Raw genomic sequence first — 20,075 nt, forward strand, 5'->3', positions numbered from 1 at the left:
CTCGCCCAAGTCGAGCCGCTCAAAGCTACGGACCCCCATGCTCATCGAAGCCACCGACGCCCATTTCGCCGCCCTGATCGCTGGCCGTGCGCCGGACGGCCTGACGCTCGCCGAGGGCGGGGTCGAGGCGCCGGAGGTATTGGCCATGCTGCGCGGCCTGTCGGCCGAGGTCGGCGAGAACTTCGAGCCCAATGCCTGGCTGATCGTCGAGGGCGGCGAGGTGGTCGGCCTGTGCTCGATGGTGCGCCTGCCCTATGTCGGCGGCGCGGTGATGATCGGCTATGGCGTGGCGGCCTCGCGGCGGCGGCGCGGGATCGCCGGGCGTGCGGTGGCCGATCTGCTGGACTGGTCGCGGGGCGACTACCGCGTCAGCGAGGTCACGGCCGAGACCTCGATCCACAACGCGCCGTCGCAGCGGGTGCTGGAGGCCAACGGCTTCGCGCGGTCAGGCGAACGGGAGGATGAGGATGACGGTCCGCTGTTCTGCTGGCGGGCAAGCGTTTAGGGCCACCAATAATTCCGCTCATCCCGGCGAATGCCGGGACCCAGATGGAATAGTTTTGAGGCTGACGCCAGGAGCGCCGCGACCTTCCAATCATCCCATCGGCATGGGATCTGGGTCCCGGCATTCGCCGGGATGAGCGGATATTTTTGAGCTCACCGGCCGGCGACCAGCACCCCATTGCACGCCGCCAAGTCCGCCTCCGAGAACGTCACGCCCCGGAAGCCGAAGCTGCTGATCGGTCCCAGTTCACGGACCAGGCGGCGGCAGCTGCGCATGGGCGGCATGGCCTTGACCTGGGGCGAGCGGCAGATGTCGGCCTTGCAGCGCCAGACCGCGCCGTCGAACACGATGTGGTCCTGGGTGGTGGGGGTCTGGAGGGTCAGCCAGGCGTTCTGGGGCTTTATTTCAGACATGGCGGGGCCGCCCGTCGCGGCCAGGGCCGCGACGGCGATGATGAGGCTGCGCATGGGGTTAGCTCCGGTGATGGGGTTGGGGGTGGGTTCGGTTGGGGACACACACTCACTCCAAGGCCTGGCCAGCCCGGCTCAGTCCCTGGAATGAGTGTGTGTCCCCGTCAGCTCCGGTGGTGGAAAGAAGGGGTTGGGGACGCGGCTGGGGACAGGCGCATGCGCCTGTCCCCACTCTTGCCTAGGCGGCGGCCTTGTAGAGGGCCAACTCGTCGCTCAGGGCCTTGGCCACCGAGGGGCGGGCCTGCAGGCGGCCGCGATAGGCGGCCAGGGCTGGCCAGGGCGCCAGGTCCAGCGCAATGGCCTGGGCCCAGTTCAGGATCACGAACAGATAGGCGTCGGCGACGCTGAACTTGCCGTGCAGGAACTCTCGGCCGCCCAGGTGGGCGTCGAGATACGCCAGGCGGTCGGCCAGCCGATCGTGGGCGAAGGCCTTGGCGCCGTCCGGCGACGTCGGCCGGAGCAGGACGGTAAACGCCCCGGCGTGAAGCTGAGAGCTGATGAAGCTCAGCCAGCTCTGCACCTTGCGGCGATCGGCGCCTTCGGCGGGGATCAGGCCGGCGGCCGGAAATTGATCGGCGACATATTGCAGGATGACCGCGTTCTCGACGATCAGTTCGCCGTCGTCGGTGCGCAACACCGGCACCTGGCCCACCGGGTTGATGTCCAGAAACGCCGTCCCATCCTCGACCCGCTTGGGCGTCGCCTTGTTGTCGACCCTGAGGAATCGAATCTCCGCGCCCGCCTCATAGGCGGCGATCCGGGTGGCCATCGAACAGGACATCGGAGAGAAGTAGAGATCCATCGGATCCTCCATTTGCATTTCCATACCATTTCGCATAAAAATAATTGACGCAAGGTTTTTATTCGAAATGGTACAAAAATCAGGACCTGCTGAGCCCGCCAAGCGCCGGGGCCGGGGCCGGCCGCGCGGCTACGACCCCGAGGTCGCCTTGGGCCAGGCGACCGCGACCTTCTGGAACCAGGGCTTCGCCGGCGCCTCGCTGGACGATCTGAGCGCCGCCACCGGCATGAACCGGCCCAGCCTGTACGGGGCGTTCGGCGACAAGCAGGCGCTGTTCCACGCCGCCATGGACGCCTATATCGCCCAGTCGCGGGCGGCGATGACGCAGGCCTTCCGAGCCGGCGGCACGCTGCGCCAGACCCTGGAGCGAATCTATCACGCCGCCCTGGGCCGCTACCTGTCGGGCGATGTCGGTGGGCGCGGCTGCTTCATGATCAGCGCCGGCCTGGGCCAGGCGGTGGTCGATCCTGCGGTGCGGACGATCGTCGCCGACGGCCTGCACGAGCTGGATCGCGGCTTCGAACAGTTGCTGGCCCGCGCCGAGGCCAAGGGCGAGCTTCCGCCCGGCGCCGACGCCGCCGCCCTGGCGCGGGTGGCCAGCGGCATGCTCAACGCCCTGTCGGTCCGCGCCCGGGCCGGCGAGACGCGAGCCCAGTTGGACGCCACGATCAAGGCCACCCTGGACCTGATCTGCGGACCGCAAGCATCGGAATGACGGCGGGATAGTCGAGGCGCATGCTCCTGTTCAACGAAAGGAGACCTCGACATGATCGCTTCCATCCCCACGACCGACCCCACCGCTGACGATCGGCGCTGGGAGGCCCTGCGCCGCCGCGACCGCAGCCTGGAAGGCGCCTTCTTCATCGCCGTGCGCACAACGGGCGTCTATTGCCTCGCCAGTTGCGCCGGACGGCCGCTGCGCAAGAACGTCGAATTCCACGACACCCGCGAGAGCGCCCGCGCCGCTGGCTTCCGCGCCTGCCTGCGCTGCAAGCCCGACCTGCCGCGCGAGACTTTGCGTTGGGCCACGGTTTCCACCGACCTGGGCCTGGCCCTGGTGGCTTGCTCCGAAGCCGGCCTGCGGCTGGTGACGCTGGGCGACGACGCGGACCTGCTGGCAACGGACCTGGATCGCCGCTTCCGCCATGCAAGGCTGACCCACGATCCCGACGGCCTGCGCCCAGAGCTGGCGGCCATCGCCGCCGAGATCGACGGCAAGGCGCCGGCGCTCGACCTGACCCTGGACGCCCGGGGCACGCCGCTTCAACAGGCCGTCTGGGCGGCGTTGAGGGTGATTCCCGCCGGAATCACGGCGTCCTACGGGCAGGTGGCGCGGAGCATCGGCCGGCCGGCCGCCGCCCGGGCCGTGGCCCAGGCCTGCGGCGCCAATCCGCTGGCGGTGATCACCCCGTGCCACCGGGTGGTGCGGGCCGACGGCGGGCTGTCGGGCTATCGCTGGGGGGTGGAGCGCAAGGCGGCGCTGTTGGCCCGCGAGGCCGCATGAGCCTGGACTGGACGCGGATCGCGACCGATCTGGACGCCCAGGGCTGGGCCCTGACCGGCCCGCTGCTGCCACCGGAAACCTGCTACGGGATCGCCGGCCTCTATGATCAGGAGGCCGGCTTTCGCAACCGGGTGGTCATGGCGCGCCACGGCTATGGCCAGGGCGAGTATCGGTACTTTTCCTATCCCTTGCCCGCGCCCGTGCAGCGGATCCGCCAGGCGCTGTACGGCCCCCTCGCCGCCGTCGCCAACCGTTGGGCCCAGCGGCTGGGCGAGGACCGAACCTTCCCAGACAGCCTCGACGACATGCTGGCCCGCTGCCACGCGGCGGGCCAGGCTAGGCCGACGCCCCTGCTGCTGACCTACGGCCCCGGCGACTACAACTGCCTGCACCAGGACCTCTATGGAGAACACGTCTTCCCGCTGCAGGCCGCCTTCCTGCTGGACGAGCCCGGCCGCGACTTCGAGGGCGGCGAGTTCGTGCTGGTCGAGCAGCGTCCGCGGCAGCAGTCCCGGCCCCAGGTCGTGCCGCTGGGCCAAGGCGAGGGCGTGATCTTCGCCGTTCGCGAGCGCCCGGCCGAGGGGTCACGCGGCGTCCACCGCCGGGTGTTGCGCCACGGCGTCAGCACGGTGCGGTCCGGCCGCCGGCGGGTGTTGGGGGTGATCTTCCACGACGCGACGTGACTGCGAGTGGGGACAGGCGCATGCGCCTGTCCCCAGCCTCATGCCTAACCCGCGCCCCTAAAGCGTCGCCATGTCGATCACGAACCGATACCGCACGTCGCTCTTCTGCATGCGGACATAGGCGTCGTTGATCTGGTCGATCGAGATGGTCTCGATGTCGGCGACGATGTCGTGCTGGCCGCAGAAGTCGAGCATCTCCTGGGTCTCCTTGATCGAGCCGATCATCGAACCGGCCAAGGTGCGGCGTCCGGGGATCAGGGCGAAGGCGTTGAGCTGGGCCGGTTCTTCCGGCGCGCCGACCAGCACCATGGCGCCGTCGATCTTCAGCAGGTTGAGGTACGCGCCCCAGTCCAGCGCCGCCGAGACCGTGCAGATGATCAGGTCAAAGGTTCCGGCCAGGGTTTCGAAGGTCGCCGCGTCGCTGGTCGCGTAGTAATGATCGGCGCCCATCTTCAGGCCGTCGTCCTGCTTGGAGAGGGTCTGGCTCAGCACCGTCACCTCGGCCCCCATGGCGTGGGCGATCTTGACGCCCATGTGGCCCAAGCCGCCGAGACCGAGGATGGCGACCTTCTTGCCGGGGCCGGCGTTCCAGTGGCGCAGCGGCGAATAGAGCGTGATGCCAGCGCACAGCAGGGGCGCGGCCGCGTCGAGCGCCAGGTTGTCGGGGATCGACAGGACATAGCCTTCCTTGACCACCATGTGATCGGAATAGCCGCCATAGGTGGGCAGGTCGCTGCCGGGCTGCGGGCTGCTGTAGGTCTGGACCAGGCCCGGCATATACTGCTCCAGGTCCAGGTCGCGCTGGGCGCAGGTGGTGCAGCTGTCGACGAAACAGCCGACGCCCACCCGGTCGCCTTCCTTGAACCGGCTGACGCTGGAGCCGACGGCGGTGACCACGCCGGTGATCTCGTGGCCCGGCACCAGCGGATAGACGCTCATGCCCCAGCCGTTGTCGACCATGTGGATGTCGGAGTGGCACACGCCGCAATGCTTGATGGCGATGACGACGTCGTCGGCGTTGGGCTCGCGACGTTCGAAGGTGAAGGGGGAAAGCTTGTCGGACGCGGCTTGGGCCGCATAGCCCTTAGCGGTGGCCATCGGAAGTTCCTCGATTTTCGGGAGCACGATCTGGGGAGCGATCGCAGACCAAGGTCTTGCACGCTTTCGCCGTTGCGCGTTAGGCCGATCCCGTCCATCTGATGCACGATCCTGTCGCGCGCGCCGACCCGTTCGACCCGGCGCGGAAAGCTTGGCTGGCCTTTCGGCGAAGGCCTGCTGGCCTTGGGGCCGCCGCGTCCCTACATCCGCAACCGTTGACGCACCTGTCCCCGCCCGGTACCGCCCCTGTCCATGACCGATCTGCCCACTGGCCTCTCCACACTCGCCGACCGTTATGACGTGCTGCTGTGCGACGTCTGGGGGGTGATCCACAACGGCGTCGAAAGCTATCCCGAGGCCTGTAAGGCCTTGGTCGAGTGGCGCGCCCACCACGGGCCGGTGATCCTTATCTCCAACTCGCCTCGGCCCTCGGCCGCCGTGGTCGAGCAGTTGGACGCCCTGGGCGTGCCGCGCGAGGCCTGGAGCGCCTTCGTCACCTCGGGAGATGCGACGCGGACCTTGCTGGCCGAACGCGCCCCTGGCCCGGCCTGGATCGTGGGCCCCGAGCGCGACTCCACGCTCTATGAAGGCCTGGGCCTGGAGACCGCCGGCCCCGAGGCCGCCGCCTTCGTCGCCGTCACGGGCATGGTCGATGACGAGAACGAAGCGCCCAGCGACTATACGGACCGCCTGGCGATCGCCGCCGAGCGCGGCCTGACCCTGATTTGCGCCAATCCCGACCGGGTGGTGCAGCGCGGCGACCGCCTGATCTATTGCGGCGGGTCTCTGGCCGACCTCTATGAGAGCCTGGGCGGGCAAGTGCTGATGGCCGGCAAGCCCTTCGCACCGATCTACGACCTGGCCCTGGCGCAAGCCGCAGCCCTGAAGGGCGGACCGGTCGATCGCACGCGCGTGCTGTGCATCGGCGACGGGGTGATCACCGACGTCAAGGGCGCCCACGACCAGGGCCTGGCCTGCCTGTTCATCGCCAAGGGCATCCATGGCGAGGCGGCGATCGGCGCCGACGGCAAGCTGGATCCGGCCAAGGTGGCGGGCCTGCTGGCGGCTGAAAACCTCGGCGCCACGCACGCCATGGGCGATCTGGTCTGGTGAAGCCTGTCCTGACCGCTAGATTGGGCGCCACGCACACTAAAAACGAGGGGCGCGGGATGCAGGGACTGTTTCTGGAGGATCTGAGCGTCGGCCAGTCGGCCGAACTGGTCCGCACCGTGGCCGAGGCCGACATCGTCGCCTTCGCCGCCGTCACCGGCGACAACAACCCGGTTCATCTGGACGCCGCCTACGCCGCCACCACCAGCTTTGGCGAGCGCATCGCCCACGGCATGTTGTCGGCCGGCTACATCTCGGCCGTGCTGGGCACGACCTTGCCGGGCCCCGGCGCGATCTATCTGTCGCAGAGCCTGAAGTTCAAGCGGCCGGTGAAGATCGGCGACGCGGTCACCGCCCGCGCCACCGTCACCGAGATCGATGAAGCCAAGGCCCGGGTGACCTTCGCCACCGTCTGCCTGGTCAATGGCAAGCCGGTGGTCGATGGCGAGGCCGTGGTCATGGTCCCGCGAAGGGCCGCGTAGGAAGGTTCGCATGCGCTTGAAGATCGTTCATGGCTGGAAGGACCTGCCGGTCGAGGCGCGGGGCGCGGCCGTTGCCCTGGGCAATTTCGACGGCGTGCATCGTGGCCACCAGCAGGTGATCGCCCAGGCCGCCAAGGCCGCGCTGGCGGCCAAGGCGCCGCTGGGGGTGGTCACCTTCGACCCCCACCCGCGCCGACTGTTCCGGCCTAGCGAGCCGGCCTTCAAGCTGATGACCCACGACCAGCAGGCCCGCGCGCTGCAGGCCCTTGGCGTGGACATCCTCTACCTGCTGCCGTTCGACTTCGAGATGGCCAGTTTCGGCGACCGGGATTTCGTCGATCAAGTGCTGGTGAAGGGTCTGGGGGTCCGGCACGTGGCCGTCGGCTTCGACATCTCGTTCGGACGCGGCCGCAGTGGCAGCGCCGCGCTGATGGAGACCTATGGCGCGCAGGACGGCTTCTCCGTCTCGGTGGCCGAGCCGGTGGCCAGCCGCGACGGCGACAAGTTCTCGTCCACCGCCGTGCGCGACGCCCTGCGCGATGGTCATCCCGAACGGGCCGCGCGGATCCTGGGAAGACCCTTCGCCATCGAGGGCGTGGTGCGTCGCGGTCAGCAGCTGGGCCGGACGCTGGGCTTCCCGACGGCCAATGTCGAGGTCGAGGACTATGTGGTGCCGAAACTCGGCGTCTACGCCACCCGTACCCGCCTGCCTGACGGCCGCGAAGTGCCCGGCGTGGCCAATCTGGGCAACAACCCGACCACCGGCGAGGTCGAGACCCGGCTTGAGACCTGGCTGTTCGACTTCGACGAGGATCTCTACGGCCAGGTCATCGAGACCGACCTGATCGCCTTCCTGCGGCCCGAGCTGAAGTTCGCCAGCATCGCGCTGATGGTGGAACAGATCCTGCGCGACGAGCAGGCGGCCAGGGCGATCGTCGCGCCGGGGTTTTAGAATCCTTCTCCCCTTGTGGGAGAAGGTAGGGACGACGACTTCAAGACAATCGAGTCATCAAGCGCATGGCGTCACAGTCCGGCCGGGTCTATCGTGGCGCATGAAAATCCACCTGACCGAAGCCGATCATCTGCTCCTGGACCGCTATCTCGACTGCGTGCTGCTGCGGCACGCCGAAGGCGTCTACAACCTCGAAACCGCTCGTGCCGAGTTGGCCGAGGCCTTCACCCAGATGACCCGCGAGGAGCCGGCCTTCCGCGACCACATGCAGGGTGTGCTGGACGCCCGCGACGACGCCTAGAGCGTTTGCCGACCTGATTGCATCAGGCCGGGGCTCTAGGTTTTTGTTTTACGCGTTTTCTTCACGCGAACCGGGATCCACTTCGCTCGAAAATGCTCTAGACAGCCGACTCGCCAACCGCGGTTCTTGCCGTTAACCTTTGCTGCACACGAGGCGGGGGCCGGGATGAAAGCGCGCAAGTACGAACGGTTCGCCCAGGCGCGAAAGCCCGCAAGCCCGCGCCGTCACGAAATTCTAGCCTATCCCGACGAGGCCCTCTTCGTCTTCGATCCCGGCGAACTGCCCCAGACCGGCGGGGCGGCCGCCGACGACACGATCCTGGACGCCTATTCCAACGCCGTGGTCCGGGCCGTCGAGGCGGTGGGGCCCAGCGTCGTGCGCATCCATCCGATGCTGGAGGACCCGCGCATCCAGGGCGTGGGCTCGGGCTTCGCCATCGCCGCCAATGGCCTGATCCTGACCAACAGTCACGTGGTGCAGGGCGCGGCGCGGTTCATCGTCATCACCGCCGAGGGCCGCAGCCTGACCGCCCGCTGCGTCGGCGACGATCCCGACACCGACCTGGCCTTGCTGCAGCTTGACCAGCGCGCCGATCTGCCGGTGGCCCGCCTGGGCAATTCCAAGGCCCTGCGGCGCGGCCAGCTGGTGATCGCCATCGGCGCGCCGCTGGGCTTCGAGGCGACGGTGACCACCGGCGTGGTTTCCGCCCTGGGCCGCAGCCTGCGCGGCGAGCGCGGCCGGCTGATCGAGGACCTGATCCAGACCGACGCCGCCCTCAATCCCGGCAATAGCGGCGGGCCGCTGGTCAGTTCCAACGGCGAGGTTGTCGGCATCGCCACCGCCGTGATCGCCGGCTACCAGGGCCTGTGCTTTGCCGTGGCCTCCAATACCGCGACCTTCGTGATCGCCGAGTTGATCGCCCATGGCCATGTGCGGCGCGGCTCAATCGGTCTCGTCGCCCAGCAGGCCCCGATCCCCCCCGGCTTGGCCCGCGCCACCGGCGTCAACCAGGGCTATGCGGTGTTCGTCGCCCAGATCGACGCCGGCGGTCTGGCCGCCAAGGCCGGGGTGCGCGAGGGCGACCTGCTGGTCAGCGCCGCCGGCCGGCCCCTGACCGGCCTGGATGACCTGCTGCGCGCCCTGGACCACCACAGCATCGAAAAGGCCACCGCCTTCGTCCTGATCCGCGAAGGCCGACTGATGACCGTGACCATCACCCCGAAAGCCCGAAAACGCGGCTGAGGCGGCCAGATCGCCGAAATCGACAGAACGCCGGTTTTCTCCGTGGACGCGACCCTTTGACGCGCCTACACTTTTCACGGCAGTGTAGAAGGGGCGTGATCTTGACCTATGATTTCGCGGGGCGTGGGTTTTGGAGACGAACGCTTAGCGCCGCCAAGCGCCTGATACCGCCCCGCCTGACGCCTCCTTCCCGCGAAGGCCGCCTGTTGGCCGCGCTCTGGACCCTGGCCGCCCTGATCACCCTGGGCGTCGCCCTGAGCCAGAGCCTGCTGATGTTTCTGCTCTCGATGGCCGCAGTGCTGTTTGGCACCTACGCGGCGCTGTGGGCAATGAACGGCGCGGCGCGGCGGTAGGGGCGAAAATGATCGTCATCCCGGACGAGCGCGCAGCGCGAAGATCCGGGACGACGCGTGAGGGCCAGCGTTTCCGGCGGTCCCGGATCTGCGGCCTTGCGGGCCTTGTCCGGGATGACAGGTTTGGTTGGTGAGTGGAGGTTTGCCCCCCTCCCCCACCTCTGCTATCCCCCGCCCATGTCTTTCGTTCGGAAAACCTCGCGAATTAGCCGCCCGGCGTGACGCCGCTGGACGCTTGCCGGTGCGCGTGCCGGGATCAGACCCGCACCCCTCTTCCGAACCCCTACGCTGGATAGCTTTGCCATGGCCGACGACGCCACGCCCGCTCGCGACTACCGCGAAACCGTCTTCCTCCCCGACACCCCGTTCCCGATGCGTGGCGGCCTGCCCAAGAAGGAGCCCGAGATCCTGGAGGGCTGGGCGGCGCTGTCCGACAAGGGCCTGTACGGCGCGGTGCGTGCGGCGCGCCAAGCGGCAGGCGCCCCGCTGTTCGTGCTGCACGACGGCCCGCCCTACGCCAATGGCGCGATCCACATCGGCCATGCCCTGAACAAGACGCTGAAGGACTTCGTGGTCCGCTCGCGCTTCGCCCTGGGCTACGACGTCGACTACGTGCCCGGCTGGGACTGCCACGGCCTGCCGATCGAGTGGAAGATCGAGGAAGAATTCCGCGCCAAGGGCCGCCGCAAGGACGAGGTGCCGGCCGCCGAGTTCCGCAAGCGCTGCCGCGAATACGCCGCCGGCTGGATCGAGGCCCAGAAGGTCGAGTTCCAGCGCCTGGGCGTGCTGGGCGATTGGTGGAACCGCTACGCCACCATGGACTACAGCAGCGAAGCCACCATCGTCGCCGAGTTCCATAAGTTCGCCACCAGCGGCCAGCTCTATCGCGGCTCCAAGCCGGTGATGTGGAGCCCCGTCGAGCGCACGGCCCTGGCCGACGCCGAGATCGAGTATCACAACCACGTCTCGCCGACGGTGTGGGTGAAGTTCCCGGTCAAACGGGACAAAATCGCAGAGGCTCTCGACCAGCCCTCAATCTTTGCGGGGGCTTCGGTCGTTATCTGGACCACAACGCCGTGGACCATCCCTGCCAACAAAGCGATCTCGTATGGGCCGAACATTGACTACGCGCTCTACGAAATCACCAGCGTCAGATCGGCGGAAGAGCTTGGGTTCGCGCCCTGGGTCGCCGTTGGTGATCGCTTGATCGTTGCCGAGAAGTTGGCAGAAGAGGTATTCAAGGCCGCAAACGCTACAAGCTGGTCTCAAGTTCGCCGGATCAATCCCGATAAAGCGACGACGTCGGATCATAGCCGCAACGACCATCTTCATATGCTTGTCTGTGCCCACCCGTTGGCCCAGTTCGACGACTACTATGGCTTCGATGTCCCGATGCTGCGAGGCGACCATGTGACCGACGACGCCGGCACAGGTTTCGTCCACACGGCGCCCGGCCACGGGGCCGACGACTACTTGGTCTGGCTGAAGACCGGCCTTCATCTCGACGAGATCCCCGACACCGTCGATCCCGACGGCGCCTATTTCCCGCATGTGCCGCTGTTCGCGGGCCTGAAGGTCATCGAGACCGAGGGCAAGAAGACCGGCAAGTTCGGGGCCGCCAATGGCGCGGTGATGGACAGGCTGATCGAGGCCGGAAACCTGCTGGCGCGCGGCCGCGTCGAGCACAGCTATCCGCACAGCTGGCGCTCGAAGGCCCCGGTGATCTTCCGCAACACCCCGCAGTGGTTCATCCGCATGGATCAGGCCGTGCCGACCCTGGGCGGCCAGACCCTGCGCGAGGTGGCCGTCAAGGCCATCGCCGACACCGCCTTCCACCCCGAGGCCGGGCGCAACCGCATCGGTTCGATGGTCGAGAGCCGTCCCGACTGGCTGATCAGCCGACAGCGCGCCTGGGGCACGCCGCTGGCCATGTTCGTCGACAAGGAAACCGGCCGGCCGCTGATCGACCCGGCCGTCAACCAGCGCATCCTGGCGATCATCCGCGAGGGCGGCAGCGACGCCTGGTTCGAGCGTCCCGACGAAGATTTCCTGGGTCCGCTCGATCCCGCCCAGTACGAAAAGGTCGTCGACATCCTCGACGTCTGGTTCGACAGCGGCAGCACTCACGCCTTCACCCTGGAAGGCCGCAACGACAGCGCGTCGCCGGCCGACCTCTATCTGGAAGGCTCTGACCAGCATCGCGGCTGGTTCCAGTCCAGCTTGCTCGAAAGCTGCGGCACGCGCGGCCGCGCGCCCTACAAGGCGGTTCTCACCCATGGGTTCACCCAGGACGAGAACGGCGAGAAGATGAGCAAGTCCAAGGGCAACACCGTCGAGCCCCAGACAATCACCAAGGAAAGCGGCGCCGAGATCCTGCGGCTGTGGGCGGCGATGGTTGACTATTCCGAGGACCAGCGGATCGGCAAGACCATCCTGGCCACCACCACCGACGCCTATCGGAAGCTGCGCAATACCACCCGCTACCTACTGGGCGCCCTGGCCGGCTTCGACGAGGCCGAGCGGGTGAAGGACTATGCCGACTTCCCGCCGCTCGAGAAGTACATCCTGCACCGGCTGTGGGAGCTCGACGGCCAGGTCAAGGCCGCCTACGAGGCCTACCGGTTCAGCGACGTCATCCGGCCGCTGATTGACTTCTGCCAAGGGGATTTGTCCAGCCTGTTCTTCGACATCCGCAAGGACTGCCTCTATTGCGACATCCCCACGGCCCTGCGCCGCCGGGCCTATCGCACGGTGCTGGACCATGTGTTCGAGCGCCTGACGGTGTGGCTGTCGCCCCTGACCAGCTTCACCATGGAAGAAGCCTGGACGACGCGCTTCCCGGAGGCGGGCTCCAACGTGCTGCGGGTGATGCCGGAGACGCCGGCCGCCTGGCGCAATGACGCCGAGGCCGCGCGGTGGGCCAAGGTCGAGACCGTGACCTCGGTGGTGACCTCGGCCTTGGAAGTCGAACGTCGTGAAAAGCGACTCGGCTCGGCCCTGGAAGGCGCGCCGGTGGTGCACATCAACGACGCCGCCCTACTGGCAGCCTTCGACGATTTGGACGCCGCCGAGGTGTTCCGCACCAGCGCCGCGACGCTGGTGGCCGGCGAGGCCACCGGCGCGTTCGCGCTGGACGAGGTCAAGGGCGTGGCCGTGGAGCCAAAACTCGCCGACGGCAAGAAGTGCGCGCGCTCCTGGCGCATCCTGCCGGAGGTGGGAACCGATCCGCGCTATCCCGAGCTTAGCCTCCGCGACGCCGAAGCGGTGGCGTGGTGGGATCGCGAACACGCGGTTTAAGATCTCCCTCTCCCAGAGGGAGAGGGAGGGGCCCGCGCCGCCAGGCGTGGGAGGGTGAGGGGTTAAGATGCTAGACGGCGTGCCGGCACGCCGGCAAACAGCGTAACCCCTCACCTTCCCGCCGCTACGCGGCAGGCCCCTTCCTCTCCCTCTGGGAGAGGATCAAAGGAAGAGCGACGAACCATGAAATCGATCACCCGCCTCGGCTTGACCGCCTACGCCATCGCCGCGATCACCGTCGTGCTGGACCAGCTCAGCAAGGGTTGGATCCTGGCCACATTGGGGACCGAGCAAGGCGCCAGCCTGCCGGTGGTTGGCCCGCTGTACCTGACCCTGGTCCATAACCAGGGCATGAGCTTTGGCCTGTTTCGCGGGCCGGAATATCGCTGGCTGCTGACCCTGTTCTCGGCCGCCGTGGTCATCGGCCTGGGGATCTGGGCGCGCAAGGCGATCCGGCCGCTGATGGCCTCGGGCCTGGGCTTCATCATGGGCGGGGCGATCGGCAACAACCTGATCGACCGCATCCGCTATGGCCATGTGATCGACTTCATCGACGTCTCGCGCCTGCATTTCCCCTGGGTGTTCAATGTCGCCGACGCGGCGATCAACCTCGGCGTGGCCCTGCTGCTGCTGGACAGCTTCCTGTCGGAAGAAAAAAAGCTGGCTCATCCCGACGGGCACGGCCTCTGAAGCCTTAACGGCGCCACGTTTCCAAGGAAGATTGGCGCCCGGCCCCGGATGTCGTATCGAGGGCGTCCGAAATTTGGCCTACCCGGGGGCGGGCCGCTGGAGCACGGTTTTCATGAGTTTCAATCGGGTCGCGACCCTTGGCGTCCTGGCCGCAGTGGCCGCTGCAGGCCTGGCCGGCTGCCAATCGACCTCCAAGGCCCTCGGCATGGCCAAGGTGGTGCCGGATGAGTTCCGCGTCGTCACCAAGGCGCCGCTGGTCGTGCCGCCGGATTACAGCCTGCGCCCGCCGGCCCCCGGCGAGCCGCGCCCGCAGGAACTGCAGCCGGAAAGCGCCGCACGCCAGGCCCTGATTGGCCAGAGCAACGCCGCCGGCCGCTCCGACGGCGAGAAGCTGCTGGTCGCCAAGGCCGGCGTCGACAAGGCCGACCCGCTGATCCGCTTCGTCGTTGATGACGAGAACGGCGACCTGGCCCACAAGGACGAGAGCTTCGCCAGCAAGGTGATGTTCTGGAAGAAGGGCGACAAGACCGCCGCCCCCACCGCCTCGGAAACCGGCGCCACCGAATCCGTGACGGTCGACGCCGCCACCGAAGAGGCCCGCCTGAAAGCCCTGACCGGCGCCGGCACGATCGTCATCACCCGCGAAAAGCAGAGCAGGATCAAGCTTCCGGGGCTGTAGGCTTCGGTCGTTTGTGAGTTCCAGGAATAGCCCGGCGGCGAAAGCTTCCGGGCTTTTTTTGGCCCTCTACCAGAGGGAGAGGGTTTCTCAAGCCTCCTATTCCCCCGGCGTCGACACCGCAAACCCCCGCGCCCGGATCTGGTCCAGCACGCCGCCTTGGGCCACCAGTCCCCGGATGGGGAACAGGGCCACCGCGTGGCCCGGCGTGCGCATGGCAGCGACCAGGGCGTCGATCTCGGCCTGGTTGCCGCGTCGCTCCAGCTCGGCCATGCCCGGCAGGCTGAGCATGCAGCGCTGGAAGTTGCGGGGGCCGTTGATCGCGCCGCGCACGTCGCCCCGGGCCCAGGCCGCCGCGGCGGTCCGCGACGCGCCGGCCCCGGCGGCGACCTCGTCGAGCACGCCCTCCAGGCACACCCGGCCGGCGGCCTCGGAATGGCCGCGCACCGCCGCCTTTGCCAGGGGCATCAACTTGTAGGACGCCACCGGCCGCGCCTTGACGCCATGCTTGCGCGCCAGCCGCCCCACCGTGCGTTCGGGCTCGAACGGGTCGAGCTTGGCGCTCTTGCGATAGTCGCCGGCGATCTCGATCCCGGCCCCCAGCGGGCTCCAGACGCTGTAGGCGGCGGGCCTCTTGCGCAGCTGGGCGCGGACCTGGGCCAGCTTGGGCGCCAGGTCGGGCACGGCGGCGTCCAGGGGCTGGCGAGACTTCAACTTGCCGCGCAAGGCCAGCATGGCGGGGATGTCGGTGACGCCCGCCTTGCCCTCGGGCGGCAGGATCAGGGCGAAGGCGCCGTCCATCCGCCGCTCCAGCACCGACTTGTCCCACGGCTGGTTGTTGGGCAGCGAGTGCAGGGTGCCGAGCAGATAGAGCGTGGTGTCGCCGTCGGAGATCCGCCACCAGGCCGGCCCCGGCAGTTTCGCGTTGACCACCAGGGCCTCGACGAGATTGGCCTCGGGATCGTCGATCACCTGGGCGTGGGCCGTTCCAGCGACCAGGGCGAGGCTCGCCAGCATCCAGGGCCATGATCGCCGCATGTCGGGTCTCCGGAGGAAGTTGTTGCTGCATGAGCGCCCCACCTGCCCCTTTTGTTCAACCGTCATCCGGTCATCCCTTCCCTTCCCTTTATGGCCCTTTATGGGAGGGTGGCGGCGAAGCCGACGGGTGGGGCTACGCCGCCACCCTCATCAAGCCCCACCCGACCCCTTCGGGACCACCCTCCCCAGAGCGGGGAGGGAAAAGCCATCCATCACTCCCCCGGCGTCGTCACCACGAACCCCCGCCCGCGCAGTTGGTCCAGCACCCCATCCTGCGCCAGCAGCGACCGCAGTTCGATCACCGCCACCGCCTTGCCGGGCTTGCCCAGCGCCGCGGCGATGGCCGCCACCGCGTCGTCGCGCCCCGACCGCAGCTCGCGGGCGATCGAGGGGGTCGAGGCCAGGCAGCGCGAGAAGCCGCGATCGGCCAAGACCATGGCTCGCACCTCGCCTCGCGCCCAGCGCTCTGACAGCAGCTTGATCCCGCCCTCGCCGCTCTCGGCCTGGCGCAGGCCCGCGTCGAGACACAGTTCCTGCAGCGGCTGGGGCGCGGTCCCCAGGGTCTTGACCGCCTCGACCAGGCTGTAGCCCGGCAAGGTCTGGATGCGCGGCCGGTCGGCGATGTCCTTGCTCCTGGCGATCTCGCGGATCGTGTCGGTCACCCCGCCCACGCTGATCGACAGATTGCCGTCCTGCGAATTGGCGACCACGAAGCCGGCAAACGCGGGCTTGACCTCATCCAGGCTGTCCAGCTTCTGTTTGCTGGCCAGCAGCCGCGCCTCCAGCCGGGCTCGAAGCTCGGGCGGCAGGGTCTGGCGCATCGGCGTCGAGCTGATGAAATAGCGTTTGCCGCCCAGGGCCAGGGCGACGATCCGCACCAGGCTGACATCGGCCTCCTGGCCCATGATCAGCACATTGGCCCCGTCCAGCCGCCGCTTCAGCACCGAGCTGTCGACGTCCAGCTTCGAGGGCGTCAAGGCCGGCACGCCCAGCACATAGACCACGGTGTCGGCGTCGCTGACCTTCCACCAGGCCGGACCCGGCAGGCGGGCATTGACCACCAGGGCCTCGACCAGATTGGCCTCGGGATCGACGCGGTGGAGTTCGATCGGGCCCGAGGCGTCGACCGCCTGCTGGGCCAAGGCGGGGGTGGAGATCAACAGCAACCCGGCCAGGCTGGCGGCGAGACGTCCAATCATCACTATCTGTGATCCTCGAAGGGCGGCGGAATCGATCTAGGATGATCGGTCTTCCCGCACTTGGACGGCCCCGAGCTTGGCCGGTCAAATTACGAAGATGCAATGCGGTCCTTCCGCGCCCGAAAGCCCACTCCCGATGCCGATCCGCCGACTGCCGCCCGAGACCGTCAACCGCATCGCCGCCGGCGAGGTGGTCGAACGGCCCGCGAGCGCCATCAAGGAGCTGGTCGACAACGCCATCGACGCCGGCGCCACGCGGATCGAGGTCGAGGCCCATGGCGGCGGCCTGACCCGCATTCTCGTCGCCGACGACGGCTGCGGCCTCTCTGCCGAGGAGCTGCCGGTGGCCATCGAGCGCCACGCCACCAGCAAGCTCGCGCCAGACGCCCAGGGCCTTTGGGACCTGCTGGCCATCCACACCCTGGGCTTTCGGGGCGAGGCCCTGCCGTCGATCGGCTCGGTGGCGCGGCTGTCGATCGCTTCGCGAGCAAAGGGCGCGCGCGACGCCTTCGCCATCCTGGTCGAGGGCGGCAGCGTCGGCGACGTGGCCCCCGCCCCCTTCGCCGGCGACCACGGGGCGCGGATCGAGGTGCGCGACCTGTTCTACGCCACCCCCGCCCGGCTGAAGTTCATGAAGTCCGAGCGCGCCGAGGCCCTGGCGATCACCGAGGAGATCAAGCGCCAGGCCATGGCCAACGAGTCCGTCGGCTTCAGCCTGGACATCGACGGCCGCCGGGTCATCCGCCTGGCGCCCGAGCATCCCGGACCGCAGGGCCGCCTGGCTCGGTTGTCGGCCGTGCTGGGCCGCGACTTCCAGGACAACGCCATCGAGATCGACCAGACCCGCGACGGCGTTCGGCTGACCGGTTTCGCCGGCCTGCCGACCTACAACCGCGGCAACGCCGCCCACCAGTACCTGTTCGTCAACGGCCGGCCGGTGCGCGACCGGCTGCTGCAGGGCGCCCTGCGCGCCGCCTATGCGGACTTTCTCGCGAGGGACCGCCACCCGACGGCGGCGCTCTACATCTCCCTCGACACCTCGGAGGTGGACGTCAATGTCCACCCGGCCAAGGCCGAGGTGCGGTTCCGCGACCCCGCCCTGGTGCGCGGTCTGATCGTCGGGGCGCTGCGCCATGCGCTGGCGGGGGCGGGACACCGGGCCTCGACCACCACGGCGGCGAGCGCGCTGGAGGGCTTCCGGGCGCAGTCCTTGTCGGGGGGCGGCTACCCACACTACCAGCCCGGCCCGTCGACGGCCGGCTTCTCGGCCTGGCGGGCCGGCGGCTGGACGCGGCCTTCGCCGCAGGACCTGCCGGGACTGTCGGACGTCTCGGCGCGGGTCGAGGCAAGCCCTGACTATGGCGGCGGCTACGGCGTCGCCGAGGCGGTGCGCGACGCGGCCTATGGCGGCTATGACGCCGCGCCCAATGTGGCCTATCCCAGCTTCGGAGACGGCCCCGCCGCGCCCTTCGACCCCGTCGATTTCCCGCTCGGCGCGGCCCGGGCGCAGGTGCACGAGACCTATATCGTCGCCCAGACCCGCGACGGCGTGGTCATCGTCGACCAGCACGCCGCCCACGAGCGCCTGGTCTATGAGCGCATGAAGGGCGAACTCAGCGCAGGCGGCGTCGCCCGCCAGGCCCTGCTACTGCCCGAGGTGGTGGAGCTGGACCCCGCCGAGGCCGAGCGCGTCGTCGCTCGCTCAGACGAACTGGCGGCCCTGGGCCTGGTGATCGAGAGCTTCGGCCCCGGCGCCGTCCTGGTCCGCGAGACCCCCGCCCTACTGGGCAAGACCGACGCCGCCGGCCTGGTCCGCGACATCGCCGACGACCTGGCCGAGAACGGCCAGGCCCTGGCCCTCAAGGAGCGCCTGGAAGAGGTCTGCTCCACCATGGCCTGCCACGGCAGCGTCCGCGCCGGGCGGCGGCTCAATGGCGCGGAGATGAACGCCCTGCTGCGCGAGATGGAGGCCACGCCGCACTCCGGCCAGTGCAACCACGGCCGGCCGACCTATGTGGAACTGAAGCTGGCGGATATTGAGCGGTTGTTTGGGCGAAGGTAGGGGAAGTGAAATTGCCGTTGGGAAACGGGTCTCGCTCGACGGGCTATCCATATGGTAGGAGTTGTGTAGGGAACTCGCTCCATGGCCGGTACGGTGACATTTGTTGTTGACCTGGACGCTGCCGGTGCTCCACCAGCGGTTGACAGCGTGCGACAGCTACTTGCGCTTCTCGATGGACTACAGGATCAAGACGCCAAGCTCGACTGGCGCTTAGTTTCGATTTCTACCAATTCACCGCTGCGAGCCCAGGTAGAAGCCTTTGATAGACAAGGCGCCCCAGTATCAAACAATGAGGCAGCGCAGGCGGCGTCTGCAGCTTTTCGCGTCCTTGATGCCACTAATGACAATGAGCGCGAAGCCGTTGTCCAGGGCTTAAGCGACGAAAATCGAAAGCGCTTGCGAGCGTTCATTACGCCGATCAAAGAACGTGGAGGGCTGGTTAGGATCCAAGTTGGAGACCAGCCAGAACGCGTTATCACCGGAGATCGCGCCCAAAAGACCTATAATGCGATTTCAGCTGTCGCTAAGCGCCGACGCCCCGAGCTCGGCTCCATCGAGGGGCAGATCCTTGCAGCTACCACACACTACGGCAGCCCTGCTCTAAGGGTGCGCACCTTCTTGACCAAGGACGAGGTTGTGTGCGTGTTTAGCAAAGAAGCTATCGGGCTCATCGGTGCTGAGCACACTCTTGCTGAAGTGTGGAATGGCCGCCGAGTAGTTGTTGGTGGTAAAATCTCTTACGACGCTTCTGGAAGACCCGCGACAGTCCAGGCTCAATCGCTTCGAACGATCGGTGGAGTGCAAAGGTCGTTCGCGGAATCTGAATGGAAAGGCGAGGCGACTGCCGAGGACTGGGGTGAAGCGCATTGACGGAGCGCCACTACTGGGACACCACGTGCTGGATCGACCTCCACAAAGAACCCCAGATCGGGCCTGTGGGGCCAATGCGTACTCTTTGGCTCGCGGTCGAACGCGGAGCGGTGGAGCTACTCTTTTCCGCGGTGACCTTGGCTGAAGTGCTCATCAAGCCCGAGGGTGTAGAACCGCCAAAACCGTGGCCTGATCCCAACGACTTCGACCTCATTTTCGACAGCGAACAGCTCATCGCCGTACAAGTGGATCGCCTTGTTGGCGAGCGCGCTCGCAGCATCCGTCGCCAGACGGGACTGAAGACGCCGGACGCAATCCACTTGGCTTGCGCCCTTGAACACAACGTGGATCACCTCATCACAAGGGATCCAGATATCCTAACGCGTCACGGCGTCTTTTTTCGCCGAGACGGAAAGGCCATTAACGTGCTCACCCCTGCGAATGCTTTGGGTGGACCACTTTTTAGCCAGCAGAGCAGTAGTTCACCACTGCGAGACTGCCATTCTGAACCACCCGCCAAGCCGGATGCGGCTACGCGTTAAACCCTTGCAGGATGGGAGCTCTGGCGGCTGGCCGAGGCAAGGACCGGCCGCCGGCCAGCTGCGGCGCGGCGGCCCGGCGGCGCGGCGGCCCTTTGGGTCGTCCTTGACGCGGTCGGACGTTAGAGCAAGCTCGCCCGCCAGGGTTCAAGGCGCGGCCTCGCCGCTGCGGGCGGCGGTCGGGAGTGGGCTCGGAGGGTCC

21 protein-coding genes are annotated in these 20,075 nt (G+C 67.8%); 16 read left to right on the plus strand and 5 right to left on the minus strand.

Annotated elements, in window-relative coordinates:
* Window positions 1–37 precede the first annotated feature (37 nt).
* A complete protein-coding gene (locus ACP696_RS13795; protein ID WP_426009407.1) occupies window positions 38–505 on the plus strand; it encodes a GNAT family N-acetyltransferase in 468 nt (155 codons plus the stop codon).
* A 152-nt stretch (window positions 506–657) separates the two neighbouring features.
* On the opposite strand, the gene ACP696_RS13800 is transcribed toward ACP696_RS13795, so the two are convergent.
* Both ACP696_RS13800 and ACP696_RS13805 read right to left on the minus strand, forming a co-directional pair.
* Window positions 658–972 (minus strand): CC_3452 family protein, encoded by a 315-nt coding sequence (locus ACP696_RS13800; protein ID WP_426009410.1) that lies wholly within the window; start codon window positions 970–972, stop codon window positions 658–660.
* A 181-nt stretch (window positions 973–1,153) separates the two neighbouring features.
* A complete protein-coding gene (locus ACP696_RS13805) occupies window positions 1,154–1,777 on the minus strand; it encodes a glutathione S-transferase N-terminal domain-containing protein (RefSeq protein WP_426009413.1) in 624 nt (207 codons plus the stop codon).
* 67 nt (window positions 1,778–1,844) lie between these two features.
* Between ACP696_RS13805 and ACP696_RS13810 the strand changes: the two genes are divergently transcribed.
* The 3 genes from ACP696_RS13810 to ACP696_RS13820 are packed head-to-tail and all read left to right on the plus strand — an operon-like array spanning window position 1,845 to window position 3,964.
* Window positions 1,845–2,492, plus strand: a complete 648-nt coding sequence (locus ACP696_RS13810; RefSeq protein WP_426009415.1) for a TetR/AcrR family transcriptional regulator — start codon at window positions 1,845–1,847, stop codon at window positions 2,490–2,492.
* Window positions 2,493–2,543: 51 nt separating this feature from the next.
* Window positions 2,544–3,281: a methylated-DNA--[protein]-cysteine S-methyltransferase gene (locus tag ACP696_RS13815; protein ID WP_426009418.1), complete on the plus strand. Its 738-nt coding sequence runs from the start codon at window positions 2,544–2,546 to the stop codon at window positions 3,279–3,281.
* The gene (locus ACP696_RS13820) at window positions 3,278–3,964 is read left to right on the plus strand and encodes a 2OG-Fe(II) oxygenase (protein ID WP_426009421.1); all 687 of its coding nucleotides are present in this window, start codon (window positions 3,278–3,280) and stop codon (window positions 3,962–3,964) included. The genes ACP696_RS13815 and ACP696_RS13820 overlap by 4 nt, the downstream gene beginning before the upstream one ends.
* A gap of 57 nt (window positions 3,965–4,021) precedes the next feature.
* Here the strand turns inward: ACP696_RS13820 and ACP696_RS13825 are convergent, their stop codons facing one another.
* Complete coding sequence (locus ACP696_RS13825) at window positions 4,022–5,062, minus strand: NAD(P)-dependent alcohol dehydrogenase (protein WP_426009423.1); 1,041 nt, start codon at window positions 5,060–5,062, stop codon at window positions 4,022–4,024.
* 252 nt (window positions 5,063–5,314) lie between these two features.
* On the opposite strand from ACP696_RS13825, the gene ACP696_RS13830 reads away from it, so the two are divergent.
* From ACP696_RS13830 to ACP696_RS13870, 9 genes are all read left to right on the plus strand, one after another.
* On the plus strand, window positions 5,315–6,175 hold the full coding sequence (locus ACP696_RS13830) for a TIGR01459 family HAD-type hydrolase (protein ID WP_426009426.1): 861 nt from the start codon (window positions 5,315–5,317) through the stop codon (window positions 6,173–6,175).
* A 56-nt stretch (window positions 6,176–6,231) separates the two neighbouring features.
* On the plus strand, window positions 6,232–6,654 hold the full coding sequence (locus ACP696_RS13835; RefSeq protein WP_426009429.1) for a MaoC family dehydratase: 423 nt from the start codon (window positions 6,232–6,234) through the stop codon (window positions 6,652–6,654).
* Window positions 6,655–6,664: 10 nt separating this feature from the next.
* A complete protein-coding gene (locus ACP696_RS13840; RefSeq protein ID WP_426009432.1) occupies window positions 6,665–7,606 on the plus strand; it encodes a bifunctional riboflavin kinase/FAD synthetase in 942 nt (313 codons plus the stop codon).
* Between the two features lie 100 nt (window positions 7,607–7,706).
* Window positions 7,707–7,907, plus strand: coding sequence for a hypothetical protein (locus ACP696_RS13845; RefSeq protein WP_426009435.1), 201 nt, complete (start codon window positions 7,707–7,709; stop codon window positions 7,905–7,907).
* A gap of 165 nt (window positions 7,908–8,072) precedes the next feature.
* Window positions 8,073–9,149, plus strand: coding sequence for a S1C family serine protease (locus ACP696_RS13850; RefSeq protein WP_426009437.1), 1,077 nt, complete (start codon window positions 8,073–8,075; stop codon window positions 9,147–9,149).
* A 206-nt stretch (window positions 9,150–9,355) separates the two neighbouring features.
* Entirely contained in the window at window positions 9,356–9,502 is a 147-nt protein-coding gene (locus ACP696_RS13855; protein ID WP_426009440.1) for a hypothetical protein, read from the plus strand.
* Between the two features lie 303 nt (window positions 9,503–9,805).
* Entirely contained in the window at window positions 9,806–12,799 is a 2,994-nt protein-coding gene (gene ileS / locus ACP696_RS13860) for an isoleucine--tRNA ligase (RefSeq protein WP_426043921.1), read from the plus strand.
* A 183-nt stretch (window positions 12,800–12,982) separates the two neighbouring features.
* A complete protein-coding gene (lspA, locus tag ACP696_RS13865; RefSeq protein ID WP_426009445.1) occupies window positions 12,983–13,489 on the plus strand; it encodes a signal peptidase II in 507 nt (168 codons plus the stop codon).
* Between the two features lie 112 nt (window positions 13,490–13,601).
* Window positions 13,602–14,168, plus strand: a complete 567-nt coding sequence (locus tag ACP696_RS13870; protein WP_426030882.1) for a DUF3035 domain-containing protein — start codon at window positions 13,602–13,604, stop codon at window positions 14,166–14,168.
* 96 nt (window positions 14,169–14,264) lie between these two features.
* On the opposite strand, the gene ACP696_RS13875 is transcribed toward ACP696_RS13870, so the two are convergent.
* Complete coding sequence (locus tag ACP696_RS13875; RefSeq protein WP_426043922.1) at window positions 14,265–15,203, minus strand: TraB/GumN family protein; 939 nt, start codon at window positions 15,201–15,203, stop codon at window positions 14,265–14,267.
* Between the two features lie 212 nt (window positions 15,204–15,415).
* On the minus strand, window positions 15,416–16,402 hold the full coding sequence (locus tag ACP696_RS13880; protein WP_426043923.1) for a TraB/GumN family protein: 987 nt from the start codon (window positions 16,400–16,402) through the stop codon (window positions 15,416–15,418).
* Between the two features lie 136 nt (window positions 16,403–16,538).
* On the opposite strand from ACP696_RS13880, the gene mutL reads away from it, so the two are divergent.
* From mutL to ACP696_RS13895, 3 genes are all read left to right on the plus strand, one after another.
* Window positions 16,539–18,464: a DNA mismatch repair endonuclease MutL gene (gene mutL, locus ACP696_RS13885; RefSeq protein WP_426043924.1), complete on the plus strand. Its 1,926-nt coding sequence runs from the start codon at window positions 16,539–16,541 to the stop codon at window positions 18,462–18,464.
* An 81-nt stretch (window positions 18,465–18,545) separates the two neighbouring features.
* On the plus strand, window positions 18,546–19,334 hold the full coding sequence (locus tag ACP696_RS13890; RefSeq protein WP_426043925.1) for a hypothetical protein: 789 nt from the start codon (window positions 18,546–18,548) through the stop codon (window positions 19,332–19,334).
* Complete coding sequence (locus tag ACP696_RS13895; RefSeq protein ID WP_426009461.1) at window positions 19,331–19,876, plus strand: type II toxin-antitoxin system VapC family toxin; 546 nt, start codon at window positions 19,331–19,333, stop codon at window positions 19,874–19,876. Before ACP696_RS13890 ends, ACP696_RS13895 begins: the two co-directional genes overlap by 4 nt.
* The last annotated feature ends 199 nt before the right edge of the window (window positions 19,877–20,075 follow it).

The sequence above is a fragment of the Caulobacter sp. DWR3-1-2 genome (assembly GCF_049896225.1).
In the GTDB taxonomy this organism is placed as follows: domain Bacteria; phylum Pseudomonadota; class Alphaproteobacteria; order Caulobacterales; family Caulobacteraceae; genus Caulobacter.

Coding starts and splice junctions, on each gene's coding strand:
- ACP696_RS13810 (WP_426009415.1), top strand. CDS start 1,845: ATGGTACAAAAATCAGGACCTGCTGAGCCCGCCAAGCGCCGGGGCCGG.
- ACP696_RS13840 (WP_426009432.1), top strand. CDS start 6,665: ATGCGCTTGAAGATCGTTCATGGCTGGAAGGACCTGCCGGTCGAGGCG.
- ACP696_RS13795 (WP_426009407.1), top strand. CDS start 38: ATGCTCATCGAAGCCACCGACGCCCATTTCGCCGCCCTGATCGCTGGC.
- ACP696_RS13820 (WP_426009421.1), top strand. CDS start 3,278: ATGAGCCTGGACTGGACGCGGATCGCGACCGATCTGGACGCCCAGGGC.
- lspA (WP_426009445.1), top strand. CDS start 12,983: ATGAAATCGATCACCCGCCTCGGCTTGACCGCCTACGCCATCGCCGCG.
- ACP696_RS13880 (WP_426043923.1), bottom strand. CDS start 16,402: ATGATTGGACGTCTCGCCGCCAGCCTGGCCGGGTTGCTGTTGATCTCC.
- ACP696_RS13875 (WP_426043922.1), bottom strand. CDS start 15,203: ATGCGGCGATCATGGCCCTGGATGCTGGCGAGCCTCGCCCTGGTCGCT.
- ACP696_RS13830 (WP_426009426.1), top strand. CDS start 5,315: ATGACCGATCTGCCCACTGGCCTCTCCACACTCGCCGACCGTTATGAC.
- ileS (WP_426043921.1), top strand. CDS start 9,806: ATGGCCGACGACGCCACGCCCGCTCGCGACTACCGCGAAACCGTCTTC.
- ACP696_RS13800 (WP_426009410.1), bottom strand. CDS start 972: ATGCGCAGCCTCATCATCGCCGTCGCGGCCCTGGCCGCGACGGGCGGC.
- ACP696_RS13835 (WP_426009429.1), top strand. CDS start 6,232: ATGCAGGGACTGTTTCTGGAGGATCTGAGCGTCGGCCAGTCGGCCGAA.
- ACP696_RS13870 (WP_426030882.1), top strand. CDS start 13,602: ATGAGTTTCAATCGGGTCGCGACCCTTGGCGTCCTGGCCGCAGTGGCC.
- ACP696_RS13845 (WP_426009435.1), top strand. CDS start 7,707: ATGAAAATCCACCTGACCGAAGCCGATCATCTGCTCCTGGACCGCTAT.
- ACP696_RS13850 (WP_426009437.1), top strand. CDS start 8,073: ATGAAAGCGCGCAAGTACGAACGGTTCGCCCAGGCGCGAAAGCCCGCA.
- mutL (WP_426043924.1), top strand. CDS start 16,539: ATGCCGATCCGCCGACTGCCGCCCGAGACCGTCAACCGCATCGCCGCC.
- ACP696_RS13825 (WP_426009423.1), bottom strand. CDS start 5,062: ATGGCCACCGCTAAGGGCTATGCGGCCCAAGCCGCGTCCGACAAGCTT.
- ACP696_RS13805 (WP_426009413.1), bottom strand. CDS start 1,777: ATGGATCTCTACTTCTCTCCGATGTCCTGTTCGATGGCCACCCGGATC.
- ACP696_RS13890 (WP_426043925.1), top strand. CDS start 18,546: ATGGCCGGTACGGTGACATTTGTTGTTGACCTGGACGCTGCCGGTGCT.
- ACP696_RS13815 (WP_426009418.1), top strand. CDS start 2,544: ATGATCGCTTCCATCCCCACGACCGACCCCACCGCTGACGATCGGCGC.